General features: G+C 69.0%; 8 protein-coding genes and 4 pseudogenes. 10 read left to right on the top strand and 2 right to left on the bottom strand.

From position 1 onward, the window contains the following. The first annotated feature begins 84 nt into the window (after positions 1-84). From KAE78_RS14030 to KAE78_RS17980, 8 genes and pseudogenes are all read left to right on the top strand, one after another. On the top strand, positions 85-393 hold the full coding sequence (locus KAE78_RS14030) for a glycosyltransferase family 2 protein (RefSeq protein ID WP_262927680.1): 309 nt from the start codon (positions 85-87) through the stop codon (positions 391-393). Then, complete coding sequence (locus KAE78_RS14025) at positions 330-1,442, top strand: glycosyltransferase family 2 protein (protein WP_223171247.1); 1,113 nt, start codon at positions 330-332, stop codon at positions 1,440-1,442. Before KAE78_RS14030 ends, KAE78_RS14025 begins: the two co-directional genes overlap by 64 nt. Positions 1,443-1,600: 158 nt before the next feature. Then, positions 1,601-4,325, top strand: a pseudogene (gene aceE, locus KAE78_RS14020) (pyruvate dehydrogenase (acetyl-transferring), homodimeric type). Between the two features lie 48 nt (positions 4,326-4,373). Next, positions 4,374-5,542: pseudogene (locus KAE78_RS14015) on the top strand (PucR family transcriptional regulator). 87 nt (positions 5,543-5,629) lie between these two features. Further along, a pseudogene (locus KAE78_RS14010) lies at positions 5,630-6,549 on the top strand (ACP S-malonyltransferase). Continuing rightward, entirely contained in the window at positions 6,546-7,547 is a 1,002-nt protein-coding gene (locus tag KAE78_RS14005; protein WP_223171246.1) for a beta-ketoacyl-ACP synthase III, read from the top strand. The pseudogene KAE78_RS14010 and the gene KAE78_RS14005 overlap by 4 nt, the downstream one beginning before the upstream one ends. Before the next feature lie 61 nt (positions 7,548-7,608). Next, positions 7,609-7,857, top strand: a complete 249-nt coding sequence (locus KAE78_RS14000) for an acyl carrier protein (RefSeq protein ID WP_223171245.1) — start codon at positions 7,609-7,611, stop codon at positions 7,855-7,857. An 82-nt stretch (positions 7,858-7,939) separates the two neighbouring features. After that, a pseudogene (locus tag KAE78_RS17980) lies at positions 7,940-9,178 on the top strand (beta-ketoacyl-[acyl-carrier-protein] synthase family protein). 141 nt (positions 9,179-9,319) lie between these two features. Here KAE78_RS17980 and KAE78_RS13985 read toward each other — a convergent pair. Then, positions 9,320-9,823 carry a DUF3145 domain-containing protein gene (locus KAE78_RS13985; protein WP_223171244.1) on the bottom strand — a complete coding sequence of 168 codons (504 nt, stop codon included), beginning with the start codon at positions 9,821-9,823 and terminating at the stop codon, positions 9,320-9,322. A 204-nt stretch (positions 9,824-10,027) separates the two neighbouring features. Beyond that, on the bottom strand, positions 10,028-10,801 hold the full coding sequence (locus tag KAE78_RS13980; RefSeq protein ID WP_223171243.1) for a hypothetical protein: 774 nt from the start codon (positions 10,799-10,801) through the stop codon (positions 10,028-10,030). Positions 10,802-10,979: 178 nt separating this feature from the next. Between KAE78_RS13980 and KAE78_RS13975 the strand changes: the two genes are divergently transcribed. Next, a complete protein-coding gene (locus KAE78_RS13975; RefSeq protein ID WP_223171242.1) occupies positions 10,980-12,392 on the top strand; it encodes a DUF262 domain-containing protein in 1,413 nt (470 codons plus the stop codon). Next, the gene (locus KAE78_RS17975) at positions 12,275-12,892 is read left to right on the top strand and encodes an HNH endonuclease family protein (RefSeq protein WP_262927872.1); all 618 of its coding nucleotides are present in this window, start codon (positions 12,275-12,277) and stop codon (positions 12,890-12,892) included. Before KAE78_RS13975 ends, KAE78_RS17975 begins: the two co-directional genes overlap by 118 nt. Positions 12,893-12,899: the final 7 nt, after the last annotated feature.

Here is a 12,899-nt window from a genome sequence, read left to right as displayed (position 1 = left end):
TCACAGGAATATTACCCGGCGCTTCGGCCCGTCCGACGCTAGCCTGAGCCTGTGCCCCCTGAGCGTGCAGAGCCCGCACCCGTCGTGAGCGTGATCATGCCGGTGTACAACGAGATGCCCCACCTGCGAGAAGCGCTCGAATCGGCACTCGCGCAGGATATGCGCGATCTCGAGCTCATCGTCGTCGACGACGGCTCCACGGACGGCTCCGGCGAACTGCTCGATGACTTCGCCGAGCGCGACGACAGGGTCACGGTGCTCCATGAGCGCAACAGCGGCTGGCCGGGAACTCCGAGGAACCGGGACTGGATCGTGCCCGCGGCGAGTTCGTGTTCTTCCTGGACGGCGACGACACCCTCGATCCGCGCGCGCTGCGGGAGATGCTGGAGATGACGCAGAAATCCGACTCGCCAGAACCTGTGGACGTCGTCATCCCCCGCCTCCGCGGGACGGGCGGACGCAGGATCGTGCCGCTGTTCCTCCGGCACCCGCATGGCGACATCGAACTCGGACGCGCCATGGAGACGCTCACCCCGCAGAAACTGATCCGCCGCGAGATGATCGAGCGCCACGGGCTGCGCTTCCCCGAGGGCGAGGTGCGTCTCGAGGACGGGATCTTCATGACCCGGGCCTACGTGCGCGCGCGCCGCATCGCCTACTGCGGACATCGGACCCTCTACTTCTTCGCCGCAGGCCGCGGTGAGAACATCTCCAGCCGCTCCTTCCGCCCGGCGAAGTACGTGGACTCCTGCCGGGTCATCGCCGGCACGCTGCGCGAGGGCATCCCCGATCAGGATCGCGCGACCCGGCTCATCGCCGAGTTCTTCGGACGCCAGGGGCTGCGCTTCTACACGCCCCGCCGCTGGCGCCTCACCCATCCGCTGCGCCGACGCGAGTGGGTCTCGCTCCACCGGGCGTTTCTGCGCGACCTGGTCCCTCCCGCCTCCGATGCCGCCCACGTGCACCCGACGGATCGGCGCAAGATCGCGCTCCTGCGCGACGGCGATCTCCGGGGGATGAACAGACTCGTCCGCGCCGAGCGACAGCTCGCTCATCTGGCGACGCTCACCGGATCCGCCGCCGACGACGGCGCGCTCGAGCTCATCGTCGAGCTCGCTCCGCAGACGCGGAGGCCGCTCTTCGGCGAAGGCTCCACCGCCACGCTCCTTCTGGCGGGATACCGATCGTCGGCGGAGACGGCGATCACCGGAGAGCGCGTCGATGCCGAGGGTCCGCACCGCTTCCGCTTTCGACTTCCCCTCGCCGACGTTCTGCGCTACGGCGGCGATCGCGTCGCGATGTGGACCGTCGCCGGTGACGGCCGCGCGAGCAGCGGCAGCCGCGTGCGCATCGTCTCGGCCTCTCCCCTGGACGAGACGCGCGCCGGTGTGCGGATCCTCTCGGCCGGTCAGGCCGGCGTCAGCCTCGATCTGAGGTCTTGATCCACGCGGCGAGGTCGATCCCGCTCCGCCGCCGCCGTGCCGATGCCTGCGAAGGGGCTAGGCTGAGTTCCGCGTTCGTTGTGCCGAGCCGACAAGGCTTCCCACGACGCATCCCGTTTCCTTGGCATGATCTGCCATCACGACGAAAGGTTCGCTCTGTGACCGTTCACGACCAGGATCCGTATTCGCAGGGACCTCACGACAGCGATCCGGACGAGACGCGCGAGTGGCAGCAGTCGCTCGAGGAGCTCGTCGCAGCGAAGGATCCGGGGCGCGGGCGCGAGATCATGCTGAGCCTCCTGAAGAAGTCCAAGGAGCTCCACCTCGGCGTGCCGATGGTCCCGACCACGGACTACATCAACACGATCGCCGCGGAGAACGAGCCCGAGTTCCCCGGTGACGAGGAGCTCGAGCGTCGGTACCGCGCCTGGATCCGCTGGAACGCCGCGGTCACGGTGCACCGCGCACAGCGACCCGGCATCGGCGTCGGCGGGCACATCTCGACCTATGCCTCCTCCGCCGCGCTCTACGAGGTCGGATTCAACCACTTCTTCCGCGGCGCCGACCACCCCGGCGGCGGCGACCAGATCTTCATCCAGGGACATGCCTCCCCGGCATCTACGCACGATCCTTCCTCGAGGGTCGCCTCACTGAAGCCCAGCTCGACGGCTTCCGTCAGGAGAAGTCGCAGGCTCCCACGGCATCCCCTCGTATCCGCACCCGCGCCTCATGCCGGACTACTGGCAGTTCCCCACCGTCTCGATGGGCCTCGGTCCGATCAACGCCATCCACCAGGCGATGACCAACAAGTACCTCACCAACCGCGGCGTCAAGGACACGAGCGACCAGCAGGTCTGGGCGTTCCTCGGCGACGGCGAGATGGACGAGGTCGAGAGCCGCGGTCAGCTCCAGGTCGCCGCCAACGAGCGCCTCGACAATCTGAACTTCGTGATCAACTGCAACCTGCAGCGCCTGGACGGCCCGGTGCGCGGCAACGGCAAGATCATCCAGGAGCTGGAGTCGTTCTTCCGTGGCGCCGGCTGGAACGTCATCAAGGTGATCTGGGGGCGCGAGTGGGACGACCTGCTCTCCCGCGACAGCGACGGCGCCCTGCTCAACATCATGAACGTCACCCCCGACGGCGACTATCAGACCTACAAGGCCGAATCGGGCGCCTACGTGCGCGAGCACTTCTTCGGCCGTGACGAGCGCGCCGCCGCTCTGGTCCGCGACCTCAGCGACGACCAGATCTGGGCGCTGCGCCGCGGCGGCCACGACTACCGGAAGGTCTACGCCGCCTTCAAGGCCGCGCAGGAGCACAAGGGCCAGCCCACCGTGATCCTCGCCAAGACGGTCAAGGGCTACGGCCTGGGTCCCCACTTCGAGGGCCGCAACGCCACGCACCAGATGAAGAAGATGACGCTCGAGAACCTCAAGACGTTCCGGGACGCCATGCACATCCCGATCTCGGACGCGCAGCTCGAGGAGAACCCGTACCTTCCGCCGTACTACCACCCGGGCGAGCAGGACGAGACGATCCAGTACATGCTCGAGCGCCGCAAGGGCCTGGGCGGATTCCTGCCCGAGCGCCGGTCGACCCATGTCGGCCTCACGCTGCCGGACGACTCCGCCTACGCCCTTCCCAAGAAGGGATCGGGCACCCAGGAGATCGCCACGACGATGGCCTTCGTGCGTCTCCTCAAGGATCTGCTGCGTGCCAAGGACTTCGGCCACCGCATCGTGCCGATCATCCCGGACGAGGCCCGCACCTTCGGCATCGACGCGTTCTTCCCGACCGCGAAGATCTACAACCCGAACGGGCAGCACTACACCTCGGTCGACCGCGAGCTGCTGCTGGCCTACAAGGAGAGCCCGCAGGGGCAGATCGTGCACGTGGGCATCAACGAGGCCGGAGCACTGGCCGCGTTCACCGCCGCCGGGACGTCCTACGCCACCCACGGCGAGCCGCTCATCCCGGTCTACGTCTTCTACTCGATGTTCGGCTTCCAGCGCACGGGCGACGCCCAGTGGGCGGCGGGCGACCAGATGGCGCGCGGGTTCATCATCGGAGCCACCGCCGGCCGGACCACCCTGACCGGTGAGGGCCTGCAGCACGCAGACGGCCACTCGCACCTGCTGGCGGCGACCAACCCGGCCACGGTCTCCTACGACCCGGCCTACGGCTACGAGATCGCGCACATCGTCAAGGACGGCCTGGAGCGGATGTACGGCGGGAACCACCCGGATCCCGACGTCATGTACTACATCACGGTCTACAACGAGCCGCTCGTGCAGCCCGCCGAGCCGGAGGACGTCGATGCCGAGGGCATCCTGCGCGGCATCCACCGCGTCTCCGTCGGCGAGGGCGACGGTCCCCGTGCCCAGCTGCTCGCCTCCGGCGTCGGTGTGCCGTGGGCGTTCGAGGCCCAGGAGCTGCTCAAGAACGACTGGGGCGTGACCGCCGACGTCTGGTCGGTCACCTCCTGGACCGAGCTGCGCCGCGACGGCCTCGCCGCCGATGAGCACAACCTCCTGCACCCCGACGAGGAGCCGCAGACCGCGTACCTCACGCAGAAGCTCCAGGGCGCCGAGGGTCCGGTCGTCGCGGTGAGCGACTTCATGCACGCCGTGCAGGACCAGATCCGTCCCTGGGTCCCGCAGCGCTTCGCGACGCTCGGCGCCGACGGCTTCGGCTTCTCGGACACCCGTGCGGCGGCGCGGCGCTTCTTCAAGATCGACGGGCCGTCGATCGTCGTGCGCACGCTGCTGTCCCTCGCCGAGGAAGGCATCGTCGATCGCGCTCTCGTCGCTCAGGCGATCGAGAAGTACCGTCTGCACGACGTGAACGCCGGCACCACGGGCAACGCCGGCGGTGAGAGCTGAGCCGCCGGTGACGCCTCCCCGACCGCATCGGCGGACAAGGCTGCGACGCTGGCATGGCTGCGCCGTATCTCCGGTGATCTCGCCACGGCGACGATCCAGAGACTGGAGGAGTCGCTGCCCTGGTACGGCGACATGCCTCCGGCGCGCCGCTCCGCGGTCGGTCTCGTTGCCCAGGCCGGCATCACGTCGTTCATCCAGTGGTACGAGGACCCGACCTCGACGCCCTGGATCGCCGCGGACATCTTCGCCGCAGCCCCCGCGAGCTGCTGCGCAGCGTGAGCCTGCAGCAGACGCTGCAGCTGATCCGGGTCACCGTCGAGGTGACCGAGGAGCGTGTGCGCGGCAGGGACGACAGCCTGCGCGAGGCGATCCTGCTGTACTCGCGCGAAGTGGCCTTCGCCGCCGCCGACGTGTACGCGCGGGCGGCCGAGGCACGCGGACTGTGGGACGCGCGTCTGGAGGCCCTCGTCGTCGACTCGATCCTCACGGGCGAGGCCGATGAGGAGCTCCCCAGCCGCATCGCGGCCCTCGGCTGGCACGGCCACGGCGAGGTCTGCGTGATCGTGGGTACGACGCCCCCGCAGTTCGACGTCGACCAGGTGCGTCGCACGGCGCGCAAGCTGTCCGTCGACGTGCTGATCGGCGTGCAGGGCTCCCGCCTCGTGCTGGTCGTCGGACGCGCTCAGGCCCCGGGGGCCGAATCTGCTGACGAACTCACCTTCGGCGAGATCGCCACGCGCCTGGAAGGGTCCTTCGGCCCCGGGCACGTCGTCGTCGGACCAGCAGCCTCCGCGCTCGTCGATGCCGGACAGAGTGCGCGCGCCGCGCTGGCCGGGTTCGCCGTCGCCCGCGCCTGGCGCGGCGCTCCGCGACCGGTGGAGGCCGACGATCTGCTTCCCGAGCGGTCCCTCGCCGGCGACCCCCTGGCGAAGCAGACGCTCATCGACCGCATCTACCGCCCGCTGCAGGCGCACTCCACCGACCTGGTGACCACCCTGTGGAGCTACCTCGACAACGGCCGCTCCCTCGAGGCCACGGCCCGGGAGCTCTTCGTCCACCCCAACACGGTGCGCTACCGTCTCAAGCGCGTCTCCGAGGTGATCGGGTGGGACGCCACCGGACCACGGGAGGCGCTGATCCTGCAGACGGCGCTCATCCTGGGGTCGATCGGCACCGAGCCGGTGCGCAAACGTCCGCTGCCGCGTCGCTCTCGCTGAGGCATCTGTGCGATCCCCACAACGGAACTTTGCAATATTGTGATGGTCCAGCCAGCACGCACTTTCGATCGTTGGCAGACTGAACAGGTGATCGTCATCGTCAGTCCTGGTCAGGGTTCGCAGACGCCGGGCTTTCTCGCCCCGTGGCTCGAACTGGATTCCACCGCCGAGAAGCTCGCCGCCTACTCCGACGCCGCACAGGTCGATCTGATCGCCCACGGCACGCAGTCGGATGCCGACACCATCCGCGACACGCGGGTCGCGCAGCCGCTCATCGTCGCTGCGAGCCTCGTGGCGGCCACCGAACTGGAGAAGCGCGCAGGACGCCGCGCCGACGGTGTGGCCGGACACTCGGTCGGCGAGCTCGCCGCCCTGGTGCAGGCCGGCGTCCTCTCCGACGAAGACAGCATGCGACTGGTCGGCGTGCGCGGGCGTGCGATGGCGGATGCGGCAGCCGAGACCCCGACGGGCATGAGCGCCGTCCTCGGTGGTAGCGAGGAGGACGTCCTCGCCCGCCTCGAAGAGCTTCAGCTCTCCCCGCGAACTACAACGGCGGAGGTCAGCTCGTCGTCGCCGGCGCCCTGCCCGCCCTGGCCGAGCTCACGGCCGAAGCCCCGCGCGGCGCGCGCGTGATCCCGCTCCAGGTCGCGGGCGCCTTCCACACCTCGTACATGGCCTCGGCCGTGGCGGCGCTGCGCGCGGCAGTCGACGGCGTCTCGGCATCCGACCCCGACATCACCCTGTGGACCAACCGCGACGGGTCCGTGGTCGACGGCGGTGCCGCCGCCCTCGATCTGCTGGTCGGTCAGGTCTCCTCGCCCGTGCGCTGGGATCTGTGCATGGACTCCTTCGCGGCGGCCGGCGTGACGGGCCTGATCGAGCTGGCTCCCGCCGGCGCCCTCGTCGGCCTCGCCAAGCGCGGCCTGCGCGGTGTGCCGACGGTCGCCGTCAAGACCCCCGATGACCTCGACGCAGCCGTCGCGCTGCTGAACGGAGAAGCCGCATGAGTGCGACGCTGAAGCAGGACCAGGGTGCCGCGCACACGCGCATCTACTCGTACGGGGCGGCACGCGGCGAGGTCGCCGTCCCCAACGACGACCTGATCGGGCCGATCGACTCGAGCGACGAGTGGATCCGCCAGCGCACCGGCATCGTCACGCGCACCCGTGCGGTCGCCGAGACCTCTGCCATCGATCTCGCCACGGACGCCGCGGCCGAGGCCGTCGCCAGGTCCGGCGTCGCCCCGGAGGACATCGATCTGGTGATCGTCGCGACGATCAGCAACCCGAAGCAGAGTCCGTCGGTGTCGGCGATCGTCGCCGACCGCATCGGCGCGAACCCCGCGGCCGCCTACGACGTCAACGCCGCGTGCGCCGGCTACGCCTATGCGATGACCCAGGCCGACGCCCTCATCCGTTCGGGCGCCGCGACCTACGCGGTCGTCATCGGCGCGGAGAAGCTCTCCGACATCGTCGACCCCGCCGACCGCAGCATCTCCTTCCTTCTCGGTGACGGCGCCGGCGCCGCCGTCGTCGGACCGAGCGACACGCCCGGCATCGGGGCTGCGGTCTGGGGCTCGGACGGCTCGAAGGCCGACGCCGTCGGCATGAACGCGACCCTGACCCAGTTCCGCGACGGCGAGGTGCCCTGGCCGACCCTCCGCCAGGAGGGGCAGACCGTGTTCCGCTGGGCCGTCTGGGAGATGGTCAAGGTTGCGCGCCAGGCGCTCGAGAAGGCCGGCGTCACGGCATCCGATCTCGCCGCTTTCATCCCGCACCAGGCGAACCTGCGCATCATCGACGAGTTCGCCAAGCAGCTCAAGCTCCCCGAGACGACGGTCATCGCCCGCGACATCGAAACCACCGGCAACACCTCCGCCGCCTCCATCCCGCTCGCCAGCCACCGCCTGCTCGAGGAGAACCCGGAGCTCTCCGGCGGTCTCGCGCTGCAGATCGGCTTCGGTGCCGGGCTGGTTTTCGCGGCGCAGGTCGTCGTCCTCCCCTGACAGACCCCGCCCGTTCCCTAGACTGTTCACCGGTACACACCCGTAAGAAAGAGGAAAACTCATGGCTTTCACCAACGAAGAGGTGCTCGCAGGTCTTGCTGAGCTCGTCACCGACGAGACCGGCATCGCCGCGGACGAGGTCGCCCTCGAGAAGTCGTTCACCGACGACCTCGACATCGACTCGATCTCGATGATGACGATCGTCGTCAACGCGGAAGAGAAGTTCGGCGTCACCATTCCCGACGACGAGGTCAAGAACCTCAAGACCGTCGCGGACGCCGTCAACTTCATCGCCTCCAACCAGGAGTGACGACGAGCGGATGCCACTCCCGGCCCACGGCCGGGGTGGCATCCACGTCGCCTCCCTTGCTCTTTCACGAAGGATCAGCTGCATGACCAAGCGCATCGTCGTCACCGGTATCGGTGCCTCCTCCCGATCGGCGGCACCGCCCCGGAAAGCTGGGCCGCGCTCCTGGCCGGAGAGTCGGGCTCCAGCACGCTGGAGCACGACTGGGTCGAGCAGTACAACCTGCCCGTCACCTTCGCCGCACAGGCCAAGGTGAGGCCCGACACCGTTCTCGAGCGGCCGGTCGCCAAGCGACTGGATCCCTCCTCGCAGTTCGCGCTGGTGGCCGCGCTCGAAGCATGGGCGGATGCCGGCAGCCCGAGGTCGACCCCGACCGCCTGGGCGTCGACTTCGCGACCGGCATCGGCGGCCTGTGGACGCTGCTGGACGCCTGGGACACGCTGCGCGAGAAGGGCCCCCGCAGGGTCCTCCCGATGACGGTCCCCATGCTGATGCCGAACTCCGCCGCCGGCAACCTCTCGCTGCACTTCCACGCGCGCGCCTTCGCACGCACGGTCGCCAGCGCCTGCGCATCCAGCACCGAGTCCCTCGTGGGCGCCCTCGAACACCTGCGCGAGGGTCTGGCAGATGTCATCATCGCCGGTGGTACCGAGTCGGTGATCCATCCGGTCACGATCGCGTCGTTCTCCTCGATGCAGGCCCTGTCGCGCCGCAACGACTCCCCGCCACCGCCTCACGTCCCGGAGACGTCACCCGTGACGGCTTCGTCATGGGCGAGGGCGCCGCCGTGCTCATCCTCGAGACCGAGGAGCACGCCAAGGCGCGTGGTGCGAAGATCTACGCCGAGATCGTGGGCGGCGGCGTCACCGCCGACTCGTACCACATCACCGCGAACGATCCCGAGGGCACCGGCGCCGCCCGGGCCGTGCGCGAAGCACTGGAGACCGCCGGCCGCAGCGCCGACGAGGTCACGCACGTCAACGCCCACCTGACCTCGACGCCCGTCGGCGACCCGAACGAGTACACCGCGCTGAAGGCCGTCTTCGGCGATCGCGTCGACGAGATCCCCGTCTCGGGGACCAAGGCGTCCACGGGTCACCTGCTCGGCGGCACCGGCGCACTGGAGGCGGTCTTCACGATCCTCGCGATCCGAGACCGCGTCGCGCCCCCGACGATCAACCTCACCGAACAGGACCCCGAGGTGCCGTTCCGTCTGTCGAGTGCGCCGCAGCCACTGGACGACGGCCCGCAGCTGGCGATCTCGAACTCCTTCGGATTCGGCGGGCACAACGCCGTCGTCGCCTTCACGGACTACACCGGCTGAGACCCGCTCACGACGAAGGCCTCGACCCGGACGGATCCGGGCGAGGCCTTCGTCGTGTGAGGCGGCGCGATTCGCTTTCCCGGCAGCCGGGGTTCTCCCTGCCGACGTCCGGTAGTCGCGCCTCTGCCGCCTCAAGTCATGTCAGCCGACCTTGTGCAGCCAGACGACGCTCGCGTCGTCGGAGGCGTGGCGGAAGGGCTCCAGCTCCTCGTCCCAGGCGGCGCCCAGGGCGATGTCGAGCTCGCGCTGGAGCTCGACGACGTTGCCGGCGGCGATCTCCATGGCATAGCGGATACGATCCTCGCCGATGACGATGTTGCCGGCGGCATCCGTCTGGGCGTAGTGGATGCCCAGATCGGGCGTGTGCAGCCAGCGTCCCCCGTCGCTGCGGGGCGTCGGGTCCTCGGTCACCTCGAACCGCAGGTGCTCCCAGCCGCGGATCGCCGTGGCCAGAGCCGCACCGGTGCCGGCCGGGCCGTCCCAGTAGAACTCGGCGCGCTGAGCGCCGCTCAGGACCGGCTGCTCTCTCCAGTCGAAATTCACCGCACGACCGATAGCGCGTCCGACCGCCCACTCCAGGTGGGGGCAGAGCGCGCGAGGGGCGGAGTGGATGAACACCACTCCGCGTGCCTGTGCCGTCGCCATGATCTCTCCGTTTCTTCAGGTGCGTCTTCCCCAACGACCTGTTCCACGAGAGTGGCGTGCTATGCGGTTATACGGTGATTATCCCTCATCGGATGCCGGAATGACAAGAGTGTGATTCGGCGCGTTCCGCGCCTCCGGCCGCACGGCTCACGAGCGGAGGCCCCGACCGCACGGGTCGAGGCCTCCTGGCGAGACGTGCGAGGATCAGGCCTCGCTCATGGCCTGCTTGACCTGCTGCCCCTTGGCGGCGTAGTAGGCCGCGCGCGCGGCATCCTTGCGGGCCTGCTCGGCGTAGCCGGCCTCGAGCACGTCCTGCGGGACCTCGACATTGGGCACGTCGTCGGTGCCGTTGTACTTCTCGATGTAGGCGTCGAGCTCGGGACCGGAGGTCCACGAGGTGATCAGGCAGTAGCGCGGTTCAGTGCCGTTGTGGGTGGCCGCGTGCCAGAGGCGCTGCGTGTCGACGATGAGCTGGGCTCCTGCGGGGAGCGCGATGCGGTACTCGATGCTCGGGTCGGTGCGGTTCTCGCGCAGGACGAAGTAGCTGTCCTTGTCGTCGGTCAGGTTGAAGAAGCCGCGGACGACCCACCCGGTGCCGTCGGGGTTCAGTCGGTTGTTGTCGTCCTGGTGGAGGTTGTAGAGGCACTCGCCGTAGGGCGTGGGCTGCAGCTCGATGATGCGGCAGCGACCGACGTTGGCGCCCGGCTCCTTGGCGCGCTCGGTCAGGGTCGGCGCGATGGCGGTCTGCGAATCGATCCAGACGCCGTCCTTGTCGGTCCGCGGCGGCTTGTGGTTCCAGAAGCCGTTGCACTCGATCTCACCCTTGGCGCTCGCGAGCGGCGCGAAGCGGGTGTCACCCGAGGACTTCCAGTCCACGTACTCGATGTCGAGCCATTCCTTCGGGTCGACTTCCTTGTTGTAGCTGTCGAGAACGACGAATCCCTTGTCCTCGAGCGCAGCCGATTTGATGTATCCCATGAGGTTCCTCATGTCCTTTCCACAGGGGCCAGCACGTTTTAACAGGCCCGCTTAGGTAAGCCTAACAGCGACATTCCCGCTCGCCTCGGGAACGGCCGTGAGTATCCGAATAGACTGTCTGCGGCGTCCGGGGCCACCCCTCGAGAGGCCGCAGCACCGAGGAGGACGACCCGCGAGCATGACCAGCGCCACCAACGTCGAGGCGACCGCCGTCGGCACGATCGAATGGCTCTCGCAGGATTCCACGACGATCGTCGTCCCGGTCTATCAGCGCCAGTACCGGTGGGACATCGGAGGCTGCGAGCAGCTGCTCGGCGACATCCGCGCGGTGGCGGACGAGGACGACGCCCACCGCCACTTCCTGGGTTCCATCCTCTCCGCGCGGGAGAGCTCCCCGACGGATGCCGACCTCATCCTCATCGACGGGCAGCAGCGCATCACGACCCTCATGCTCCTCATCGCCGCTCTCCACCACTCGGTGCGCGAGAGCGACCCCGAGATGGCCGCCGAGCTGCGACGCGTGCTCGTGAGGGCCGATGACCCCGACCGCACCAAACTGCGCCCGCATCACGCCTGGGCGGAACTGTACGAGTCGGTCGTGCTCGAGCGCGACGAGAGCGACCGCGAATCGCGTTTCGACGACAACTACGCCTTCTTTCGCAGCCAGGTGCACGCCGACGAGGCGCCGCGCATCTGGCGCGGTCTGCAGAGGCTCGAGCACGTCTCGATCACGCTCGGAGCCGCCGCCAACGCGCAGCAGATCTTCGAGAGCCTGAACTCCACGGGAGAGCCGCTGCGCGACCACGAGCTCATCCACAACTACGTGCTCATGGGCCTGTCGCACGCCGAGCAGCTGGCGATCGAAGAGGAGTACTGGCTGCCGATCGAGCGCGCCACGGGCGAGACGATCGGCACGTTCTGGCGTCACTATCTGGTCATGACGACCGGGCGCGAGGTCGCCGCCGCCGGTGAGCACGGCGTGTACAGCGCCTTCCGGCAGAGCTTCCCGCGCTTCGACCTGGAGCGCCTGAGGTCGGATGCCGCGATCTGGCGCGAGTACGCCGAGATCTACCGGATCCTCCTGGATCCGTCTCTGGAGTCGGATGCCGGCATCCGCCGCCAGCTCGCCTTCATCGGCACCTTCGGCCGTGCCGCCTTCCCCTCGTCATGCGCGTCTACCACGATCACCGCGCGGGAGCGATCACCCGCGACGACCTCATCGAGGTGCTCGAGTGGATCCAGGCGCTGTATCTGCGCCGCACGATCGTCGGGCTGCCGACGGAGCGGCTCATCGCCCGGCTCTGCCGCGCGCACGCGAAGGGCCGGGATGCGCTCATGCGCGCGGTCGCACGGATCACCCCCTCGGACGAGCGGGTCCGCGCCGTGCTCAAGTACGGCGCGCTCCCGCATCCGGCCTATGTGCTCGGCCGACTGCTCGAGGTGGACGCGCTCGACGGCTTCGACGTGGAGCACATCGTCCCGCTCGCACCCGGCGACTCGTGGTCCGGCGACGGGACGCGCTCATGGACCGACCTCGGCGAGGACGAGCAGAACAGTCATCGCGCACTCGCGCCGACGCTCGGCAACCTGACGCTGCTCGAGCAGCCCCTCGCCGAGCGCGTGTTCGGCGGTTCCTTCCCCGACAAGCGCGCCGAGGCCTATACCCGCAGCGCGGTTCCGGCCACCGCGGCGCTGGCGGAGTACGACGCCTGGGGAACGGCGGCGATCTCCGCCCGCACCGTGGCGTTGACCGACGACCTCGTGCGGATCTGGGCGCGCCCCGCGCTGCCCGAGATCGACGACGACGGCCTCACCCCGTCCTCGACGCCGTGCGCCGGCGCGGCTGGCCCGCAGGCTGGGACCGCGAGTTCGCCTACGTCGAGTACCGCGGCGAGCACTGGGAGGTCAAGGACGTCAAGCACCTGTTCAACCGGGTGTTCCGCCGCGCCTGGACCGACGACCGTGCATCCGCGATCGCGTACAGCGCACGCCGCGGCGGCCCGATCTACGACGACATGGCATGGAACGGCCAGTGGGACGAGCTCGGCGACGGCCACTTCCTCTACATGGGCTGGGACTCCAACTACATGATGGGCGC

Origin of the sequence: Microbacterium sp. NIBRBAC000506063 (genome assembly GCF_017968845.1) — a bacterium.
In the GTDB taxonomy this organism is placed as follows: Bacteria; Actinomycetota; Actinomycetes; order Actinomycetales; family Microbacteriaceae; genus Microbacterium.
This window is presented reverse-complemented; position numbering and strand designations above follow the sequence as displayed.

Excerpts from the sequence above, each read along its gene's own strand:
- KAE78_RS14005 (WP_223171246.1), top strand. The coding sequence starts at position 6,546 with ATGAGTGCGACGCTGAAGCAGGACCAGGGTGCCGCGCACACGCGCATC.
- KAE78_RS14000 (WP_223171245.1), top strand. The coding sequence starts at position 7,609 with ATGGCTTTCACCAACGAAGAGGTGCTCGCAGGTCTTGCTGAGCTCGTC.
- KAE78_RS13985 (WP_223171244.1), bottom strand. The coding sequence starts at position 9,823 with ATGGCGACGGCACAGGCACGCGGAGTGGTGTTCATCCACTCCGCCCCT.
- KAE78_RS13980 (WP_223171243.1), bottom strand. The coding sequence starts at position 10,801 with ATGGGATACATCAAATCGGCTGCGCTCGAGGACAAGGGATTCGTCGTT.
- KAE78_RS13975 (WP_223171242.1), top strand. The coding sequence starts at position 10,980 with ATGACCAGCGCCACCAACGTCGAGGCGACCGCCGTCGGCACGATCGAA.